The sequence below is a fragment of the Lysinibacillus sp. 54212 genome (assembly GCF_036662795.1).
In the GTDB taxonomy this organism is placed as follows: domain Bacteria; phylum Bacillota; class Bacilli; order Bacillales_A; family Planococcaceae; genus Lysinibacillus_B.
In genome coordinates this window covers 18941-40017 of the sequence record NZ_JBAFWZ010000026.1, presented here as the reverse complement: position 1 = coordinate 40017, position 21077 = coordinate 18941, and the positions used below count along the sequence as shown (strand labels likewise).

Annotated in this window: 21 protein-coding genes; 2 read left to right on the top strand and 19 right to left on the bottom strand. The window is 37.6% G+C overall.

The window, feature by feature from the left end:
- Positions 1 to 5: 5 nt before the first annotated feature.
- The 13 genes from V4T18_RS15275 to rpsF all read right to left on the bottom strand — a co-directional run bounded on the left by V4T18_RS15275 (position 6) and on the right by rpsF (position 14530).
- Positions 6 to 884, bottom strand: a complete 879-nt coding sequence (locus V4T18_RS15275) for a two-component system regulatory protein YycI (RefSeq protein WP_332650816.1) — start codon at positions 882 to 884, stop codon at positions 6 to 8.
- Positions 871 to 2208 carry a YycH family regulatory protein gene (locus V4T18_RS15270; RefSeq protein ID WP_332650813.1) on the bottom strand — a complete coding sequence of 446 codons (1338 nt, stop codon included), beginning with the start codon at positions 2206 to 2208 and terminating at the stop codon, positions 871 to 873. Before V4T18_RS15270 ends, V4T18_RS15275 begins: the two co-directional genes overlap by 14 nt.
- Positions 2205 to 4040 carry a cell wall metabolism sensor histidine kinase WalK gene (gene walK, locus V4T18_RS15265; protein ID WP_332650810.1) on the bottom strand — a complete coding sequence of 612 codons (1836 nt, stop codon included), beginning with the start codon at positions 4038 to 4040 and terminating at the stop codon, positions 2205 to 2207. Before walK ends, V4T18_RS15270 begins: the two co-directional genes overlap by 4 nt.
- 6 nt (positions 4041 to 4046) lie before the next feature.
- The gene (gene yycF / locus V4T18_RS15260) at positions 4047 to 4757 is read right to left on the bottom strand and encodes a response regulator YycF (protein WP_332650807.1); all 711 of its coding nucleotides are present in this window, start codon (positions 4755 to 4757) and stop codon (positions 4047 to 4049) included.
- 230 nt (positions 4758 to 4987) lie between these two features.
- On the bottom strand, positions 4988 to 6454 hold the full coding sequence (locus tag V4T18_RS15255) for a M23 family metallopeptidase (protein WP_332650804.1): 1467 nt from the start codon (positions 6452 to 6454) through the stop codon (positions 4988 to 4990).
- A gap of 564 nt (positions 6455 to 7018) precedes the next feature.
- Positions 7019 to 8305 (bottom strand): adenylosuccinate synthase, encoded by a 1287-nt coding sequence (locus V4T18_RS15250; protein WP_332650801.1) that lies wholly within the window; start codon positions 8303 to 8305, stop codon positions 7019 to 7021.
- Positions 8306 to 8448: 143 nt separating this feature from the next.
- A complete protein-coding gene (gene dnaB, locus V4T18_RS15245; RefSeq protein ID WP_332650798.1) occupies positions 8449 to 9810 on the bottom strand; it encodes a replicative DNA helicase in 1362 nt (453 codons plus the stop codon).
- 12 nt (positions 9811 to 9822) lie between these two features.
- Complete coding sequence (gene rplI, locus V4T18_RS15240; RefSeq protein WP_332650796.1) at positions 9823 to 10269, bottom strand: 50S ribosomal protein L9; 447 nt, start codon at positions 10267 to 10269, stop codon at positions 9823 to 9825.
- Positions 10266 to 12239 carry a DHH family phosphoesterase gene (locus tag V4T18_RS15235; RefSeq protein WP_332650793.1) on the bottom strand — a complete coding sequence of 658 codons (1974 nt, stop codon included), beginning with the start codon at positions 12237 to 12239 and terminating at the stop codon, positions 10266 to 10268. The genes rplI and V4T18_RS15235 overlap by 4 nt, the downstream gene beginning before the upstream one ends.
- Positions 12240 to 12253: 14 nt before the next feature.
- Positions 12254 to 13192 (bottom strand): YybS family protein, encoded by a 939-nt coding sequence (locus tag V4T18_RS15230; protein WP_332650790.1) that lies wholly within the window; start codon positions 13190 to 13192, stop codon positions 12254 to 12256.
- Positions 13193 to 13352: 160 nt separating this feature from the next.
- Complete coding sequence (rpsR, locus tag V4T18_RS15225) at positions 13353 to 13592, bottom strand: 30S ribosomal protein S18 (protein ID WP_172954456.1); 240 nt, start codon at positions 13590 to 13592, stop codon at positions 13353 to 13355.
- A gap of 37 nt (positions 13593 to 13629) precedes the next feature.
- A complete protein-coding gene (gene ssb / locus V4T18_RS15220) occupies positions 13630 to 14202 on the bottom strand; it encodes a single-stranded DNA-binding protein (protein WP_332650787.1) in 573 nt (190 codons plus the stop codon).
- A 37-nt stretch (positions 14203 to 14239) separates the two neighbouring features.
- Positions 14240 to 14530 (bottom strand): 30S ribosomal protein S6, encoded by a 291-nt coding sequence (gene rpsF, locus V4T18_RS15215; RefSeq protein WP_332650784.1) that lies wholly within the window; start codon positions 14528 to 14530, stop codon positions 14240 to 14242.
- Between the two features lie 323 nt (positions 14531 to 14853).
- Here rpsF and V4T18_RS15210 point away from each other — a divergent pair, with 323 nt between their 5' ends.
- Complete coding sequence (locus V4T18_RS15210) at positions 14854 to 15390, top strand: DUF3267 domain-containing protein (protein ID WP_332650781.1); 537 nt, start codon at positions 14854 to 14856, stop codon at positions 15388 to 15390.
- A gap of 68 nt (positions 15391 to 15458) precedes the next feature.
- Here V4T18_RS15210 and ychF read toward each other — a convergent pair whose 3' ends face one another.
- From ychF to V4T18_RS15195, 3 genes are all read right to left on the bottom strand, one after another.
- Positions 15459 to 16559, bottom strand: coding sequence for a redox-regulated ATPase YchF (ychF, locus tag V4T18_RS15205; RefSeq protein WP_332650778.1), 1101 nt, complete (start codon positions 16557 to 16559; stop codon positions 15459 to 15461).
- A 99-nt stretch (positions 16560 to 16658) separates the two neighbouring features.
- Positions 16659 to 16859: a DUF951 domain-containing protein gene (locus V4T18_RS15200; RefSeq protein WP_332650775.1), complete on the bottom strand. Its 201-nt coding sequence runs from the start codon at positions 16857 to 16859 to the stop codon at positions 16659 to 16661.
- Position 16860: 1 nt separating this feature from the next.
- On the bottom strand, positions 16861 to 17727 hold the full coding sequence (locus V4T18_RS15195; protein ID WP_332650839.1) for a mechanosensitive ion channel family protein: 867 nt from the start codon (positions 17725 to 17727) through the stop codon (positions 16861 to 16863).
- A 165-nt stretch (positions 17728 to 17892) separates the two neighbouring features.
- Between V4T18_RS15195 and yyaC the strand changes: the two genes are divergently transcribed.
- Entirely contained in the window at positions 17893 to 18519 is a 627-nt protein-coding gene (gene yyaC, locus V4T18_RS15190) for a spore protease YyaC (RefSeq protein ID WP_332650773.1), read from the top strand.
- Here the strand turns inward: yyaC and V4T18_RS15185 are convergent.
- The 3 genes from V4T18_RS15185 to V4T18_RS15175 all read right to left on the bottom strand — a co-directional run bounded on the left by V4T18_RS15185 (position 18439) and on the right by V4T18_RS15175 (position 21011).
- Entirely contained in the window at positions 18439 to 19155 is a 717-nt protein-coding gene (locus tag V4T18_RS15185; RefSeq protein ID WP_332650770.1) for a DUF554 domain-containing protein, read from the bottom strand. The two genes, yyaC and V4T18_RS15185, sit on opposite strands and share 81 nt — an antisense overlap.
- 253 nt (positions 19156 to 19408) lie before the next feature.
- Positions 19409 to 20257: a ParB/RepB/Spo0J family partition protein gene (locus V4T18_RS15180; RefSeq protein WP_332650767.1), complete on the bottom strand. Its 849-nt coding sequence runs from the start codon at positions 20255 to 20257 to the stop codon at positions 19409 to 19411.
- The gene (locus tag V4T18_RS15175; RefSeq protein WP_332650836.1) at positions 20250 to 21011 is read right to left on the bottom strand and encodes a ParA family protein; all 762 of its coding nucleotides are present in this window, start codon (positions 21009 to 21011) and stop codon (positions 20250 to 20252) included. The genes V4T18_RS15180 and V4T18_RS15175 overlap by 8 nt, the downstream gene beginning before the upstream one ends.
- Positions 21012 to 21077 lie beyond the last annotated feature (66 nt).

The window sequence follows — 21077 nt, the reverse complement described above, 5'->3', positions numbered from 1 at the left end:
ACTCCCTATTCCTCTACTGGTTCTTCTATTTGATCGTCAATTCGATCGTTGTTCAATTGATTTTCTATTGGATCTTCCTCTTTTTGTAATTCCTGCTTCATATCGATTACTTTACCATCAACTACAAAGTATTGCTCCTCAATACCGTCAACCGATTTTATACGCACTTCCCAAGTAGGGGCAAATACTTGTGTTTGAGTGATTTGTACAAGCGTTGAATAGCCTAACTTCATCGATGTTATTTTATCATTGGTTTTCAGTAAATCATTTGCATATAATGTCTGTAATATTTGCAGCGGCTGATCTATATTTTCCTTTTTCTTAGACGGTTTAATATTTTCTAGCATTGTCTGCTCATACATAATGACCTCGTCATCTGTATTCCAATAAATTTTAACATACCCGTAACCATTTGCATTAATATTGTAGTAGAGTGTATGATCATTTACACGTTGGAAAAAAATCGCTGTTCTTGCTTCCTCATCAATTTCCCAAAGCTCAAATGCCGCACCCTCATACACATATCGATTCAAAAATTCTTTGAAAATAGCCGGTGAAGCTGTATCCTGAATTTTTATTGGCTCATTAAAAGTAGCGATTAGCTCATTATCACCTATAATATTATATTGTAGGTTATTTTTCTTTGGTAATTCGCCATATGAGTAGCTCTTAACATTTGCAGAAATGTATGGAAGATTTTCTACTGCATTAGGTAAAGAATCAAAGGTTATATTATCTTCCTTGAGGAGCATTTCAATCGAATTTTTCGTTAAATATTCCCTATTTTGATCCTCCTGATAACTACTTAAATATTGATAATAGAGAAATGCATTTAATATTAAAAATACGGCAATGAATATAGATTTCGTTTTATTCCAATCCATATCCATACACCTCATTTCCTTCTGTCATTATTCGCGTCCATTGATTCCCACTAATTGCAAACCAGCTAGGCTGTAAAACAAATAGCTTTGTATTTTGCATAAGATCTTCTCTCGAATAATCTAAATAATAGCCTAGTACAATATCATCGATTTTTTCGTAGTCTATTTTTGGATGATTTTTAAGCTGCTTTATAATATCTGTGCCCGGCACCACATCAACGGACGTTTCATAAATTGCATTATCTAATGTGTAATGCGGCCGGCGGTAACTGAATATTTGATTTTCTCCCCAAGTCGTCGAAATACGTGTTGAAGTCGATGTGCTGCTATAAACAGGTAGTCCTTGTATATACATCTGATATTCCGTTACATGCTTTCTTACGTTCATTGCCGTTAAGCGGTAATCTGCTGTAAAGCCTCCATGATCATTTATAAAATCATACGTGTAGAGTACTAGATCCGACCTTGAAATTGGGACAAAACTTTCTGCTACCGGATTAACATAGTACATTGTTTTTGCATGTTCATCGAAAGTAATTAATGACATCCAATCAGTATATTTTACAAATGAATCTTCTATTGTTTTCTCAACAAGCCCCGGATCTTGAAATAATAACTCTTTAAATGGCTCATGTGAACTATCTTCAATTAAATATGTGTATTGCATTACAGCTTGCTGATGCTCAGCTACATAAAGTGAGAATACATTCCTTCGTTCTACTTCCTGATAGGCAACATACTTTGCGGGTTGCTCTAAAAATATTTCTTTAAACTTAGCCGTATCTCTTATCGTTATATCTGTTCGATATACTGTTTCATTTCCCAAACTAACAAATAATACTTGTGCTCTTTTTGAAGCTTCAACGTCACTCCAATCGATAATTAGGCGATTGAATGTTGCCTCCGGTAGCTCCGTATCATTGAATGTGAGCACGTTGCTAAACGCTTTAATAGGAATTTCTGTTTTAAAGAACATCGTCATTCTTTCATTTGTCCGAGTCATTTCATTGACTTTTGAAACAGGTAAATTTGTATTTTCAATATTCAGATCCTCTGCCTGCACCTCAGATAAAAGCGACATCATTCTATTAATCTCTTCTAATGAAACCGTCCCAGTATACTTATCTTCATATCTAAATAACATTCTGTATGGCTTCAATACGGATTGAATGTGCTTTTGCTCACCAATTGTTATTTGTTCGATTTGAGGTTCTTCAATTGGTTTATAATCTGGTCGATAACTCCAAATTAAAAAAGTCAAATAAATACTTAATAGGACAAGAAACAATAAAACAATCGATTTGATTGGCTCTATATATTTCATTCCCAATCCTCCGCTTCATCTAGCTCATAAGGTAATGTGAAGAAAACTGTTGTGCCCATTCCTTCCTCACTTTCAGCCCAAATCTTACCCCCATGTGCTTCAATCATTTCACGTGCAATCGCTAGTCCTAAGCCCGTTCCACCCATTGATCGCGCTCGTGCACGGTCGACACGATAAAAACGATCAAAAATGCGGCCGACATTTTCTTTTGGAATGCCCATTCCATCATCTGAAATCATTACTTTTAACATATTGGCATGCACAGTGAAGCCAAAGCGAATGTTTCCACCGTCTGGTGAATATTTCAGTGCATTCGATATGATATTATCGATTACCTGTGTAAGTTTGTCAGTGTCAATATCGACAAAATAACTTGTCTCAGGCAATAGACGAATAAACGATACATTTTGTGACTTAGACATTTCAAATCGGTCAATAATGCGACCAAAAAATTTATTAAATTCAACGTAGTCGGTATTTAACACATATTCCTGACTATCCATTTTTGATAATTGGAGTAAATCATTCACAAGACGAATCATGCGCTCCGTTTCTGTTTGTGTCACATTTAGAAACTGCGGTGCAATATTCTCATCCTGCCAGGCCCCATCAGCTAATGCCTCTAAATAGCTCCGCATCGTAGTTAGTGGTGTACGAAGCTCATGCGAAACGTTGGCAACGAATTCCCGACGCTCCATATCAATTTTTTCTTGCTCGGTAATATCATGGAGCACAGTAATAAGCCCGTTAACAAACCCCGTTTCCTTTTGAATAACAGAAAAATTCGCACGTAAAATATAAGGTGTGTCTGCTGTACTAAAGTTTAAATTGACCGCTTCCTTCAAATGAATTAAATCCTCAAAGCTGTAATCCTGCTCTATTCCCAAAACTGATGCAATGGGGCGATTTAGCGTTGTTTCACGTGTAACATGTAACTGACTGAGTGCTGGCTCATTGATTAAAATAATTCGACCTTTACGATCTGTTGCTATAACACCATCCGTCATATTACTTAAAACAGATGCTAGCTTTCGACGCTCTGCTTCTGTTGTTGACTGAGCCTCCTGTAGACGATTCGTCATATGATTAAACGCAATCGCTAGCTGCCCGATTTCATCCGTGCCATATACGCGTACTTTTCTCGAAAAATTACCTTTCGCCATAGCCTGTGCTTGTCTACGCATATCCGAGATGGGGCGAGTAATAGTACGGGCAATTAGTATACCCAGAATGATTGTGATGAAAAGCGACATCGCCGTACCAACTGCAAAAATACTGTTAATATCCTTTAGTTGCTTAAACACTTGCTCAATATCTGCTTCAATATAGATTGCCCCTATTATTTCTGTATTAGGACCTGTCGTATCTACAATTGGTTTTGCATATAGCCAGACACGATTACGCGTTTGCTCATCAATTTTAATCTTTTCATAATAGCCAGAAGTCATGGCCTTTTGTACAATATCATCAGGTGATTTTTGTCCAATAATGGAACGATTGCTCGAATCAGATGTAGCAAGTACACGGTTTCGCTTATCAATTACTCGAATTTCATTTATAGCACCTTCACCTGTAGCAAACTCACTTAAAATAACATTTAAGCTCGTTTCAAGTGATGTCGTATCATCCCGTTCCTTTAAGATTTCCTCTCGTATACTAAATTGTACGAGATCCATACTTTGTGTTATTGAACTTTGGAAATTATCCTTTAAGTTTTCTTCAAGCTTCTTAGAAAAATAAAGCCCGATGATTTGAAGTGCAATAATAATTAATAAAATATAAATTAATACAAGCTTTACATGAATTGATTTAAAAAAGCTTACTTTCTGCATGTACTTTTACTCCTGTTCAGGATTTCGTAAGTAATACCCCACACCACGTCTTGTCACAATCCAAGTTGGATGACTCGGGTTATCTTCTATTTTTTCACGTAAACGACGAATCGTTACATCTACTGTACGGACATCTCCAAAATAATCATAGCCCCATACCGTTTGCAGAAGGTGCTCACGTGTCATTACTTGGCCAATATGCTTTGCTAAATAATGTAAAAGTTCAAATTCACGGTGTGTTAACTCAATCGATTCTTCTCGCTTTAACACAAGATAAGCATCGGGTTGAATTGTTAAAGAACCAACAACAATATTATTTGTCTCCTCGATTGCTTCCTCCGCCTGTGCTGCAACATTTAATCGACGCATATTGGCTTTTACACGTGCAATCAACTCACGTGTGCTGAAAGGTTTTGTTACATAATCGTCTGCACCCATCTCAAGTCCTAATACTTTATCAATTTCAGACCCTTTGGCAGTTAGCATAATAATAGGGAAATCATACTTTTTTCGTACTTCTCGACAAACTTCCATACCGTCCCGCTTTGGTAACATAATATCTAATAGCATTAAATCCGGCTGCTGTTCCTCTATTTTTTCAAGTGCCTCATCTCCATCATAGGCACATATCACATTGTATCCTTCTTTAATCAAGTTAAATTGTATAATATCTGCGATTGGCTTTTCATCATCCACAACTAAAATTGTTTTATTCATATATAAATCTTCCTTTCGCAATTAAGTTTCATTATTTATTGATTTATCCATCTATCTTTTACTCTAACATGCTTTGACTTCAGATGCATTAAACTCGAATAGGCCCAAATTATTTCGTGGGAAATAATAATCTGCTAGTTTTAAATGGCTGCAAAAACCTTCACTTTATAGTTGATTTGAAAAAGAAAAATAAAAAAAGGGCAGCCCGAAATATGGACTGCCTCATAGCACTAATTCAATACTGATAATGGGTTTATCAATGAACCATTTTTATACACTTCAAAGTGTAAATGTACACCCGTTGAACGGCCAGTTGAGCCCATTACACCAAGTTTAGCACCTTGACCAACTACTTGTCCTACTGAAACTGAAATAGAGGAAAGATGTGCATAAATTGTTTCATAACCATTATTATGATTTATGACAACCTTATTACCAAAAGTACCGTCATATCCAGCAAATGTGACAACACCATTATCTGTTGCTTTAATTGTGTAATCAGATGGACGCGCAATATCGATTCCATTGTGATGTCTACCCCAACGTGAACCTACTTTACTTGAAATATATCCACCAACAGCTGGCCATGCAAATGAGCCTGTCCCATGTGATAGTATTACCTTTGTTCCTACTACTTCAATATTATCTACTGGTTCTGCTGTTATAACTTCACTTATTACTTCATCATCCGTTACTTTACCGTTGATAGTCGTAATTTTATGAAGCTTCTCACGCTGACCGTTTTTCCCTTCTTGTGTAACCTTAGATTCGCCTTTCATCATTGATTCATCTTTTTGCGTAATCTTTTGGAATGGAATTTCCTCAACACGGAATGCTTCTTTAACGACACTAACCGTTACTAAAGGTTTATTAACTGTCACATTAATTTCTTGACCGATTTTTAATACAGTCGTTTCTGTAATACTTGGGTTTAATGCTAGTAGTTGGGCTAATTTTAGACCATGTGCCTTTGCAATAGACCCTAATACATCGCCTTCCTGAACTTTATACACTTGCTTTTCTAGCGCACCTGTTTGTAATAATTCTACAGCCTGCGCTGGCGTAATAATTTGATCTGGATTAATAGACGTTGCTTCTCCTGAAACTTCTTCTGCTAAAGAGATTTCGACAATACGAGTTTGATTATTTTCTGAAAGCGGTGCTTGTTCAGTAGTATTACTCGCATTTAATGCATCTAATTCTTGTTGGGTAACATACTTAAGCTTCAATAGATTCATCGTCTCTGCATAATCTGCTTCATTTTTTAAATATGCTACTGGTTTTTCATTAATTACAAGAGCGTGTGCTGCCGCTTCAACCACTAAAGTATCATTGAGTTTAGCTAATGTCTCTTCATTATTTACAGCTACTGTGAATACTTGCTCAGGAATTACTTTTACTTGGGATCCAACATCAACTGTAAAATCTGTATACTTATGAGATGCCTCTTGCGCTTTTTCGCCTAATAATTGTTGAACAGCTTCTTGATCCGACACTGCTCCAATATATTCTTCACCATTATATATATGGTAAACCTTACTAAATTCTTCTTTATCTTCTGTTTCTTTTGCGAAAGCTAAGTTGAACGTAACGCTTGATAGTAAAATCGCAATAAACGCTGCTTTAATACCTTTTGCTTTATGACGTTTTATAAGACTCTTTGTATAGCCTACTTTTGCATTTCCTTTCGAACTCATGATAAAGCCCCTTCCAAAATCTATCCTATAAATTTACATAGGATTTTTTTTATGTGAAAAATCACACTTCTATAATGTATCATAATTAAAAATTTGATTGAACAAATATTGAGTTTTGTAATGTAATTGTATTATTTACTAATAAAGTGTCGAATGTAGTACCAAATATAGTAAATGAAATCGGATAATATAATCTATTTTTAAAGTTTATATTCAAAAACCATGAATTTTATACATATTTTTTCTATTTTTTGAAATTTAAATCAATTTTATAGTTTATAATTCCATACACAAATACAAATAAGGCAAAGCTAACAAGTACTATTAGTCGCATCATTTCGCTATTTGCGATGCCTTCTGCTCCTCTTAAGTGTTCGTTTTTCCACGGCAAAACGAATTATGAAATATACTTATTCTGATTTTCAATTAATAGATAGTAAAGAGATTTAATAGCAGCAGATAGTTATCGTCTTCTCGTAAACCGTTTCAGCGTAAAAAAACACCATCTCTAAAAGAAAATGGTGTTATTTACGTATTAGATTAGTCACACACGTTTATACCGTATTACTCCCAAATAGAATTCACTACATTTGTTTGTTCACGAGCTGGTCCAACTGAGAAAGTCATTAGATTAATGCCCGTTAATTCTTGAACACGCTCTACATAGTTACGAGCATTCTCAGGTAATTCCTCTAACGTACGTACTTCTGTAACATCCTCATCCCAACCTGGAAGCTCTTCATATATTGGCTTACACCCTTCAATAATGTGAAGGTTTGCTGGGTATTCTGTAATAACTTCCCCATGATAATCATAAGCTGTGCAAATTTTTACAGTTTTTAATCCTGATAATACATCAATTGAGTTTAAAGCTAAATCTGTAATACCTGATACACGACGAGCGTGACGTACAACAACTGAATCAAACCAGCCTACACGACGTGGGCGACCTGTTGTTGTTCCGTATTCTCGTCCTACCTCACGTATTTGATGACCAATTTCATCGTGTAACTCAGTTGGGAACGGCCCATCACCTACACGTGAAGTATACGCTTTACATACACCAACGACACGGGACACTTTGTTTGGCCCTACACCAGCACCAATGGCAACACCACCTGCTACTGGGTTCGATGAGGTAACGAATGGATACGTTCCTTGATCCACATCCAGCATAATCCCTTGCGCACCTTCAAATAATACGCGACCACCTTCATCTAAAATATCATTTAAAATTTTGGACGTATCCTGTACATAATGGGCTAGCTCTTGACCATATTCATAATACTCCTCGAAAATATCTTCAAATAGTAAGCCATCCACTTCATAATACTTTTCAAATAAACGATTTTTTTGCTCTAAATTAGCGCGTAATTTTTCTTCAAAAATCTCCTTATCTAAAAGATCTGCCATACGAATACCGATTCGCCCTACCTTATCTTGATAACAAGGGCCAATCCCTTTACATGTCGTACCTATTTTATTCTCTCCACGAGCCTCTTCTTCTACCTTATCTTGATGTATATGATACGGTAAAACCACATGTGCACGATTTGAAATACGTAAATTTGACGTATCAATACCGCGATCCTGTAAGCCCTTGAGCTCTGTTACTAAAGATTTTGGATTTACTACTAGACCATTCCCAATTACAGAAATTTTGTCTTTGTAAAATATGCCTGATGGAATTAGGTGTAGCTTATACGTTTCGCCTTCAAACTTAATAGTATGACCTGCATTATCGCCTCCTGCAAAACGAGCAATAATATCTGCTTTTTTCGATAGGAAGTCCGTAATTTTACCTTTCCCTTCGTCTCCCCATTGTGTACCTACAACAACAATTGATGACATAACAGCACCTCCAAATTATCCGTCCATTTTATAAAGCAGAATAATTGTATCAATCCTATAAAGAGAAAGTCAACCTATTAAAGCGAAAAACACGAACAAAGAATCCGCTACCAATTCTAATTGTTCGTGTTTATATGAATTTATTATTCTCGTGATGGTGGTGGTTCATGCTGTGACCAATCAACATTAAGAAACTTGTTAAATTCTTTCTTAAAGGCTAATGTAACTGTACCTGTGGGACCGTTACGTTGTTTAGCAAGGATGATTTCAATCATATTTTTACTTTCAGATTCTTTATCATAATAGTCATCACGGTAAAGGAACGCGACGATGTCAGCATCCTGCTCAATACTTCCAGACTCACGTAAGTCACTCATCATTGGTCGCTTATCTTGTCGTTGCTCTACCCCACGAGAAAGCTGAGATAAGGCGATAACAGGTACCTTCAACTCACGGGCTAGCCCTTTTAGTGAACGGGAAATTTCTGATACTTCTTGCTGACGATTCTCTCCTGGTTTACCGCTACCTTGAATTAATTGTAAATAGTCAATTAAAATCATCCCAAGACCTTGTTCTTGTGCAAGGCGACGGCATTTTGCACGAATTTCATTAATACGCACCCCTGGAGTATCATCAATAAAGATACCTGAATTGGATAGGCTCCCCATTGCCATCGTTAACTTACCCCAGTCCTCTGTTGTTAGTGCCCCTGTACGTAACACCTGTGCGTCAATATTTCCTTCTGCACAAAGCATACGCATGACAAGCTGATCTGCACCCATCTCTAGGGAGAAGATTGCTACATTTTCCCGAGCTTGTACCGCTACACTTTGCGCCACGTTTAGTGCAAAGGCAGTTTTCCCTACAGATGGACGTGCCGCAACAATGATTAAATCATTTCGCTGAAATCCGGCTGTAATACGGTCTAAATCGCGGAAACCTGTCGGAATCCCGGTTACATCACCTTCACGTGTTTGCAGCTGTTCAATATTATCGTACGTTTGTACAAGTACATCCTTAACGTGCTTGAAGTCCCCTGCATTTTTGCGATTTGCGACTTCCATCATCTTCTTTTCAGCTTCTGATAAAAGTGCCTCTACTTCATCCTCACGTGTATAGCCATCCTCTACAATTTTAGTTGCTACACGGATTAGTCGTCTTAGAAGTGCTTTTTCCTCAACGATTTTTGCATAGTGTGCAATATTTGCTGCAGTTGGTACTGCGTTTGCTAGCTCAGATAAATAGGAAAGTCCACCTACATCCTCAAGCTCCTTTTTAGCCGAAAGCTCCTCTGTGACTGTAACAACATCTATCGCTTTTCCTTGATCACTTAAAATAAGCATCGTCTGGAAAATCTTTTGATGGGCAGTACGATAGAAATCCTCTGGCATTAAAATTTCAGACGCTGTAATGAGTGCTTGTGGCTCAAGGAAAATAGCACCGATAACCGATTGCTCTGCTTCATGGTTATGCGGCGGAACGCGGTCCATCATGGATTCGCTCATAGTTGTCGCTCCTTATTCTGCAATTACATGTACTTTTAGTGTTGCTTTAACCTCTTGGTGAAGCTTAACTGGTACGTTTGTGTATCCTAATGCACGGATACCATCATTGCATTCCATTTTACGTTTATCAATTTTTATGCCGTGTTTCTTTTGTAGCTCCTCTGCAATTTGCTTTGTTGATACAGATCCAAATAAACGACCTCCATCACCTGATTTTGCTTTAAGCTCTACTGTTAATTGTTCAATTTTCTCTTTTAAATCCTTCGCTGCTTGTAGTTCAGCCGCTGCATTTTTTTCCTCTAGCTTCTTTTGACCCTCAAGCTGGCTCATTGCTTGATTATTTGCTTCTACTGCATAGCCATTTTTAATAAGGAAGTTTTGTGCGTAACCATCTGCTACGTTTTTAACTTCTCCCTTTTTCCCTTTACCCTTTACATCTTTTAAAAATACTACTTTCATTGCTCGTTACTCCCTTCTAGTATTTCAATAATAGCATTCGTTAAATATTGTTTTACCTCATCTATGGAGTTGGCTTCCATTTGTGTTGCTGCATTTGTTAAATGCCCTCCACCGCCTAACTTTTCCATAATAAGCTGTACATTGATATCCCCTAGTGAACGGGCACTAATCCCAATTAAACCATCCTGGCGATGTGCAATGACAAATGATGCCGATACATCCTTCATCGTTAGTAAAATATCGGCTGTTTGTGCAATAAGAACCGAATCATAAACGCGGTTATCCTCGCCATGTGCAATGGCAAGCCCTGGTCGTAGAAAGCGCACTGTCTGTACCAGCTTTGAACGCTCAATATACGTATCAACATCTTCCTTCAATAACCGCTGAACAAGAATAGTATCTGCCCCATTCGTACGCAAATAAGAGGCTGCCTCAAATGTCCGTGCCCCTGTACGAAGTGTAAAGCTTTTCGTATCTACAATGATACCTGAAAGGAGCGCGGTTGCTTCAAGCATCGTAATTTTTGTATGTTTCGGCTGATACTCTAATAATTCTGTTACAAGCTCTGCCGTTGATGAGGCATACGGCTCCATATAAACAAGGGTTGGATTCGAAATAAATTCCTCTCCGCGACGATGATGGTCAATCACAACCACCTTATCCGTTTTATTAAATAGACGGTCATCGATCACTAAGCTTGGCTTATGTGTATCAACAATAACTAAAAGCGATTTATGTGTCATTTTTGAAAGCACTTCATCCGGAGTTATAAAGCGATCGGCAAAATCCGATTTGCCCTCTATTTCCTCCATTAAACGACTTACACTGCCGTTTAACTCATTGAAGTTTAATACAACATAGCCTTCTACCTTATTCATTTCTGCCATTTTACGTACACCAATTGCAGCACCGATAGAGTCCATATCTGGATTTTTATGTCCCATCACAAATACTTGGTCACTATCTTGAATTAAGTCACGTAAAGCATGTGAAATGACACGCGCTCTTACACGCGTCCGTTTTTCTACTGGGTTGGTCTTTCCACCATAGAAGCGGAGTTTTCCATCAGGCTGCTTTATCGCTACTTGGTCTCCACCTCGTCCCAATACTAAATCAAGACTCGATTGTGCTAATTCGCCTAGCTCTGTTAAGGATGGTGAGCCTGCACCAACCCCGATACTTAATGTTAATGAGAGATTTTTTTGTAGCGTTTTCTCACGAATATCATCTAAAATCGAAAACTTCCTTTGCTCCAGCTGGGCAAGAATGGACTCATTTAATACAGCTAAAAAACGATCAGATGATATCCGTTTCACAAAAATCCCATTCTCTGCAGCCCATTCATTTACGATTGAAGTTACAGACGTATTAGTAATGCTTCTTGCTTGGTCATCCATCGCTTGAGTAAGCTCATCATAGTTATCAATAAACAGTATGGCGAGTACCGTACGATCTGCAAAATACTGTGTCTCGATTTCTACCTGCTCTGTTATATCAAAGAAATAGAGTAGTTTTTCTTCGGGCTTATAATACACACGGTACTTCCTATCTCTTATCGTTACCGTTAGCTCCTTTTTTTCCTCAGGCTTAACTAGACTGAACAAACCTTCAGATAAACTAAATAATTCTTCACCCATTAAGCTCCCTGCATCCATTAATTGCAGCATATAAGGATTAGCCCACTCAATTATATATTGATCATTCACGAGCAAAATACCAAATGGCATTTGTAAAAAAGCTTCTTCGCCAACTTTTTTCATTCGGAATGAAAGTGTGCTAATATGTTTTTCTGTTTCTATATACGTAGTTCTTTCAACTTTCCATCCATAATACAGAGTAGCTATGCTAACAACGGTATACAACAAGCCAATCCAAATATTCCAAGAGATGAGTAAAGAGGCTGTAATAATTGCTAAACACGTTAATAGCAATAGTGGATATCGGATTGGACGTTTCCTGAAAATCCCCATCTAAAATCAGCTCCTTATTTTTGACTCTTCCCTTTAATGAACTCTCGTAAGTTAAAGCCTAAATCTATAATCCCTAATAGGATGATGAATGAATATAGTGGGATGGCTAGTATGGTTGCGATCACTTTTAAAAATCGCGGATAGCTGAATGCATCGATGCAATAATGAATGAACGAAATTCCTTGTAAGGTTAAAAGCACCCAGAGCACGATCGACATATTTAGGACAATTACAAATAGCGTTGTTCCTATTTCTGGTGGAAAGAATAAATTAATTGATAAAACAATTAAATAATACCAAAGTACAGCCCGTGGTAAACGTAATTCACTAAACGGCGGATATTTTGGCACAGGTATTTGAAGTCGTTTTAACACAGGTAAATTTACCTCAATGATGATCACTGCCAGTATAAATACCGAAATCGTAATGGCTGCAGGTACCGATAATTGCATGGCATCAAACACTTGAAGCATCTGTTCTTTTGGTACTTCCTGTCCCATTAATTGTGGCGATTTATCTATATACTCCTCATACGTTTCACGTGAAACTTTCAATCCTTCATCATTAACGTCGATGTTTAACAAACGTGTTAACACTAAAAACAGCATGGCTAACGTCAGCAATAACGCTAAGCCTGTTGATAATAGTAAATATACTTTACTTTTTCTTAAACGAAGCGCATCACCAATCACAAAACCAATAACAGCAAGGACAAACGCTATTGGCAAAATACTAATATTACCTACTAGCACGCTGGCGAATACGGCAAGTAGTGACAGGGAAATGGCTTGCTGTCGTTTATATGTCGCACTGTACCAAGCTATTGGCAGTGGTGCAAATACAAACGCTATTAAATTTACTAATGGTACATAAAAAGCAAGTACAAGTAGGATTAGAAAAATACCAAGTATTATTGCTCCTTGTACCATTGCTTTCGTTCGATTATTCGGCATGGAAAACCTTCCTTTTTTCAAATCAAAAAACTTTTCACCTATCTATTGTACCATTTTTTTATTCGGCAAACAAAAAACGAAATAGAACAAACGCTTGCCTTTTGCCAATAAAAAAAAGTAGACAGAGTTGAATGTTCAACTTTGCCTACTTGATCTCATCTTATTTCTCTTCTGCTACGAATGGAAGTAAAGCCATGATACGTGATACTTTAATTGCAGAAGTTAATTTACGTTGGTACTTTGCACTTGTGCCAGTTACGCGACGTGGTAAAATTTTACCGCGCTCAGAGATGAATTTCTTTAAAAGATCTACATCTTTGTAGTCGATGTGCGTAATGTTGTTAGAAGTGAAGTAGCAAACTTTACGGCGTTTGCGGCCTCCGCGACGTGGTGCCATTATCGGTGTCCTCCTTTAATTATTTTTGGATGAACAGTTCTTAGAACGGTAAATCGTCTTCAGAAACTTCGATTGGTCCCTTGCTATTTGCAAACGGATCTTCATCCATACGTGTATAATTTTGCTGATTCTGAGGTGGTTGATTTTGTTGATATGAACCAAACGAATCCTGTGCAGGAGCGCCACCAAACTGCGGTGCAGGCGGATTATTATATGCCGGCTGACCGCCACCATAACCTTGTCCACCACCGTATTGATTAGTTGACATACCTTGCGGAGCAGCATTGCCACCATTGCGCGGCTCTAAGAACTGCACTGAATCTGCAACAACATCCGTAGTATATACACGCTTCCCGTCTTGTCCTTCAAAGCTGCCTGTTTGAATACGGCCTTCAACTCCAATCAAACTTCCCTTTTTCATGAAATTTGCTAAGTTTTCAGCTTGCTTTCGCCAAGCAATACAACCAATGAAGTCAGCTTCCTTTTCGCCTTGTTGATTCGAGAATGTACGATTTACAGCAACTGTAAATCGAGCCATCGGAATTCCACTCGGTGTATAACGAAGCTCAGGATCCTTCGTAAGTCTTCCAACAATTACGACACGGTTAATCATTAGTATTCAACCTCCTTTTCAGCATTTTGTTTAAAAATTATTTTGCTTCTTCACGAACAGCGATATGACGGATAATGTCTTCGCTAATGTTAGCTAAACGAGTGTACTCATCGATTGCTTGAGAACCAGCGTTTACTTTCACGATTTGGTAGAAACCTTCGCGGAAGTCGTTGATTTCGTAAGCTAAGCGGCGTTTACCCCAATCTTTAGCTTCGATGATTTCAGCACCGTTTGAAGTTAAGATTTCGTTGAAACGCTCTACTAAAGCTTTCTTCGCTTCTTCTTCAATGTTCGGGCGAACGATGTACATTAATTCATACTTTCTCATCTACTTTTGCACCTCCTTATGGACTTGGGCTCTCCTGTCGAACAGGGAGCAAGGAGTAAGTAACTAGTATTACTCACATCAATGAATTGTAACATAACTAATATTTACATTCAAGTTTAATATATAGGTTCGTGTATTTTTTAAAAAGGAACTTATGTTCTTATTTTACCATATAGCTTCACAATAGCAAGTTTCTTCTTTACATTTAATGATGTTACGATTGGTTTTTTAATACATTAACTACTAAAGGATTTTCCTATAGTTCTGCTGTCAAAGTACGTCACTATTCAAATAACATTACAAAGTAAAGGGAGGAAAAGATAATGCAACCCCACATAATCCAATTAGACATTAAAAAAATTGCCAAGCAAAATATCCTATGGACAATTGGTTTAAGCATCGGCTTACTCTTACTTAATTTATTTTTGCAGCCACAATCCATTCACATTTCCGCCAGTTCCATTATATGGAATGTTATTTTCTTTGTCGTTTTATATGTAGTCCTGATTATTTTACATGAGGCATGTCATTTACTTGGCTTTGTCCTATTTGGAAAGACTCCATTTCGTTCACTATCATACGGCGTTGATTTCGAAAAAGGGATGGCTTATGCAACAACCTCTCAGCCTCTTCCAAACTATGCAATGAAAAAAGCGCTTTTACTCCCATTTTGGGTTACTGGTGTCATCCCAACCTTTATCGGATTTTGGCTCAATAATAATACAGTCATACTCGTTGGTGCATTTTTAATAGCAGGTGCTGTAGGCGATATTGCAATGTATAAGGAACTTCGAAAATTTTCGAAGCACGCAAAGGTACAAGATGATCCGAAAGAGCCAAAGCTTTATGTTTACGATTAGCGAGGAAAAAGTTGCATCATCATAAATAAAAACGAGACCGCTACTTACGTAGTAGTCTCGTTTTTCAATTAAACGTTAAAGCGGAATAACATAACGTCGCCGTCTTGAACGATGTATTCTTTACCTTCTGAGCGTACTTTTCCTGCCTCTTTTGCTGCTGCGTGTGAACCAGCTTCTACTAAGTCATCATACGCAACTGTCTCTGCGCGAATAAAGCCGCGCTCGAAATCAGAGTGGATAACACCTGCACATTGTGGCGCTTTCATCCCTTTACGGAACGTCCAAGCACGTACTTCTTGTACACCTGCAGTGAAATAAGTAGCTAAACCAAGTAGATCGTAAGAAGCACGGATTAATTGATCTAAACCAGACTCTTTAATACCTAACTCCTCTAAGAACATCGCCTTTTCTTCATCATCAAGCTCTGAAATTTCTTCTTCCACTTTTGCACAAATCGTAATTACATGAGAGCCTTCTTTTGCTGCAAATTCACGCACAATTTGTACATATTTATTATTATCTGCATCAGCTACCTCGTCTTCTGATACGTTCGCTACATAAAGCATTGGCTTAATTGTTAAAAGATGTAGACCTTTAATTACTTTTAATTCATCATCTGAAAGCTCTACTGAACGAGCTGGTTGATCAGATTCTAATGCATCTTTAATTTTTGTTAAGATAGGCTCTTCGATTAATGCCTCTTTATCCTTTTGTTTCGCCATTTTACTTACCTTTTGAAGGCGTTTATCAACAGACTCTAAGTCAGCCAAAATTAATTCTAAATTGATTACTTCAATATCATCAATCGGATTTACTGTACCCGATACATGCGTAATATTTTCGTCTTCAAAACAACGAACCACCTGACAAATCGCATCTACTTCACGAATATGTGAAAGGAATTTATTTCCTAGACCTTCCCCTTGAGAAGCTCCTTTAACAATCCCGGCGATATCTGTGAATTCAAATGACGTTGGGACAGTTTTCTTCGGTGTTACAAGCTCCGTTAACTTTTGGAGACGCGCATCTGGCACTTCTACAATGCCCACATTCGGATCGATTGTTGCGAATGGATAGTTTGCCGCTAGAGCTCCTGCCTTTGTAATTGCGTTAAATAAAGTAGATTTCCCTACGTTCGGTAAGCCTACAATACCAGCTGTTAATGCCATGAATAGACACAACCTTTCTATGTTCAGTTCAATTTTTTCTCTTCAATAACCTTATCTATTATATTGATTCGCTAGAGAAAAGTCTAATATGCATGAAACTTACGCATCACTTGCTTTCCTTATAACTTTTTTCATTTTCTTTTCAAATTCACGGCGAGGGATCATTACACTATGCCCGCAACCTTCACATTTAATGCGAATATCGGCACCTACTCGAATAATTTTCCATGCATTTGTTCCACAAGGATGCTGCTTTTTCATCTCTACAACATCCTGTAATTCAAATTGCTTCGGCTCCATCTTATTGTCCTCCTTCAACTTCTCTTCCCATAACTCGATCATATAGCATCATTTTCGGATACGGAATCGGAATACCATTTTTCTCTAATATATCCTTTACATCTCTACGAATCGTACGCGCTACTGCATACTGCTGGAGCGGCAATGTTTCTGCCATAATACGAATCGTTACCTCGGTTCCGGCAATATTTTGCACACCTAGAAAAGTAGGCGGTGAAGCTAATTCCGGGTGAATTTCAGGTAATGTTTTTAAATATTCATTAATCACTTTTTCTGCTTTTTCAATATCTGCATCAAAAGCGAGCTGCATATCGATCATCGCTTTAGAGTTATTAATAGAATAGTTAATAACATCCGTGATAGAGCCATTTGGAATAATAAACTGTTCTCCTGTAATTCCCTTAATTTTTGTTGTACGTAGCCCAATTTCCACAACGGTTCCTTCCGCTATATTTACCCGAATATAATCACCAACACCAAACTGATCCTCGAAAATAATGAAAAAACCTGTAATCACATCTTTTACTAAACTTTGTGCACCAAAACCAATCGCTAGACCTGCAATCCCAGCCCCAGCTAATAAACCAGCTACATTGATATCTAAAACAGACAAACTCCCTATAATAGCTGAAAAATAAACTAAATACGAAAGTACACTTTGCAATAGCTTTAGTATTGTTTTTTGACGACGCTCTGAATGATTTAATGGAGATTTAATGCGTAACGTAAAAATATTGGCTATCACCTTTTTTCCAATAGCTACGACCAAATAAGAAATAATAAAAATCGCGATAATTTTTATGAAAGCAATCATAATAAAATCCCATAAATCTGGATCCGTTACAAAATCCCATAGATTTTGCATCATTTTTTCGAAGCCTTTTAACTCTTTAGTTTCTTCATTCGCTTGTGTAATTTCCAAATTTTCCACCTCTTGTATAACAATCTAACATTTTGAATATACTGCCTAAATATAAAGGATACCTAAATGAAACATGAACAACCCATTCAAATTTGAAAGTGAGGTCATTTTATGCAACAACCCTCTTATTTGCATTATGCTATCCATTATGAAAAATCCGGTGCCGTTTGGCAACTAAGTGAAATTTTCTTGCAGCATATTCCATTTCATCTTCCACAGCTAACATTTTGTTGTATCGGTACTGATCGGTCTACGGGTGATGCACTTGGACCACTAGTTGGCAGTCAGTTGTTAACTGATTATGCTTTTCCATTTCCGGTTCTAGGAACGCTTGAAAAACCCGTTCATGCATTAAATTTACTTGAAACACAAGTTGAACTTGAAACACAAAATCCCCGTCCTTTTATCGTTGCCATCGATGCCTGTCTCGGTGAAGAACAGTCAGTTGGGACAATCATTGTGAAGGATGGGGCTCTCTATCCCGGACGTGCTGTAAAAAAAGAACTACCACCAATCGGCGATTTATCCATCAAGGGCGTCGTCAACGTTGGTGGCTTTATGGAAACGATGGTACTTCAAAATACACGATTGCATGTCACGAATTGTATCAGTAATACAATCGCACGTGCGCTAACCTTATCATGGCAACGATATTTATTAAAAAACAAACAATATAGCAACGATAATCCCTACAATCAAAATAGCCGGCAGCAAATTGGCTACTCGAATTTTCGTTAGCCCAGCTATATTTAGACCAATAGCCATAATCATAACCCCACCAGTAGCAGTCATTTCTCTAATAAACATATTGAGTGCCTCTTCTGGAATATAGGAACTGATGATACCAGCAAAAAGTGTAATTCCACCTTGATAAATAAAAACAGGGAATGCTGATAACAGTACACCTAATCCTAGGGTAGATGCTAAAATAATGGACGTAAATCCGTCAATAATCCCCTTTGTAATCAGTACATCATGATCATTTCTAAGTCCACTATCAAGCGCACCGATTATAGCCATAGATCCAATAACAAAAATAAGGGATGCTGTCACGAAGCCCTCTGCAATTTGACCGTTGCCAGCCCCTTTCGCCTTCCCTTTATTTAAAATTGATTCGACCCAGAGTCCGAAGCGGTTAAACAATGTATCTAAATCAAGCCATTCTCCAACTATTGCTCCCATTACTAGGCTAATAATAACGATTACAAAATTCTCGCTTTTAAACCCCATTTGAATTCCTAGTACGGCAACAGCTAGCCCAATAATCGATAGAGCTGTTTCCTTTGTTTTTTCAGGAATATGTTGAAATACACGACCAATTAAAGCACCAATGATAATAAACAAAGCATTTAAAAATGAACCTAATAAAACCATCTCGCTGCTCCTTAACAAGTAGAAAAACACCTCTCGCCCTAAAAGAAGGACGGGATGATGTTTTTCTATACAAATACTATATTTTTAGCTATTAAGAAAAGAGCCCTTTTGCACGCGACAGCTGCTTGCGAGCCCGAAGCGAAAGTACACGCTCCTCTACTTTCACCCGTGAGAACAGAACGCGACCTCGAACGTGCAGCGCGAATGCTTAGACACTCTTTAAAATAGAACACCTTTACAGGGCGCATTTAAATTAATCTAATTCTACATTCAGAATTTCTAAAATACGCTCTAAATCTTCCTCTGAATAAAACTCAATTTCAATTTTCCCTTTGTCCTTTTGCTTTTTAATTTGGACATTCGTACCGAAGTAATCACGTAACTGTGTTTCAGTGGCCACTACGAACACATCCTTATTAACGGCCTTTTCCGTTTCACGTGAAACATATTCGTTTATATTTTGCACAAGCGTCTCAAGCTGACGGACATTTAGAGATTGATGTAATACCTTTTGAGCCACATCTGGAATTCGGCGCTTATTTTTTAGCCCTAGAAGAGCACGACCATGTCCCATAGAGAGCTGACCATTATTCACTAATGAACGTACTTCTTCTGGCAGCTGTAATAAGCGAATATGATTGGCAATATGGGGTCTGCTCTTTCCTAAACGCTTCGCTAAATCTTCCTGTGTAAAATCTAATTTTTCGATTAAGCTACTGTATGCCTCGGCTTCTTCAATCGGGGTTAAATCCTCCCGTTGTAGGTTTTCTAGAATTGCAACCTCCATCATTTGCTGTTCAGTCATTTCTTTCACAATAGCAGGTATTTCATTTAAACCTGCCAATTTAGCCGCGCGGAAACGTCGTTCACCAACAACAATTTCATATTTCTTGCCCTTTTTTCGCACAACAATTGGCTGAATAATTCCATGCTCTTTAATCGACTGAGCAAGCTCCTCTAACACATCATCATTAAAAATTTTCCTTGGTTGGAATGGATTTACGACAAGTTGACTTACAGATACACTTTCGATTTCATTGTCTTTATGTAACGTTTCTTCCGGAAAAAACGCTCCGATTCCTTTTCCTAATCCTTTAGCCATTTTTGATCACTTCCCTTGCAAGCTCTAGATAATTTTCCGATCCACGTGATTTTGCATCATATAAAATAATTGGTTCACCGTGACTTGGTGCCTCGCTTAGGCGAACATTTCGCGGGATAATTGATTTGTATACTTTATCTTGAAAATATTTCTTTACTTCTTCAATTACTTGTAGTCCTAAATTTGTTCTTGCATCAAGCATCGTTAGCAATACACCATCGATTCTTAATTCCTTATTCAAATGTTTTTGCACAAGGCGAACAGTTGATAGTAACTGACTGAGCCCTTCAAGCGCATAATACTCACATTGTACTGGAATAATTACTGCATCAGAGGCAGTTAATGCATTAATCGTTAAAAGCCCCAGTGAAGGCGGACAATCAATAATAATATAATCATACATAGGCTTCACATCCTGCAAAGCCTTTTTTAGGCGCACTTCACGGGATATTGTTGATACAAGTTCAATTTCAGCACCTGCTAAAGAAATTGTAGCGGGCACTATATATAAATTTTCAACTTTTGTCTGCTGAATCACAGATATTACATCTTCCTCTTCAATTAACACATCATATATACAGCTGTCTACATCCCCTTTATTAATACCAATTCCACTTGATGCATTTCCCTGTGGATCAATGTCAATAAACAATGTTTTCTTTCCTAAATAAGCTAGACAAGCACTTAAATTTACAGCTGTAGTCGTTTTCCCTACGCCACCCTTTTGGTTAGCGATTGCAATAGTTCTTCCCATTTGTGCACCTGCTTTCAACATTCAAATTCGTTACTGCTGTAACTCGATTTTCATTTTTGTTAAATA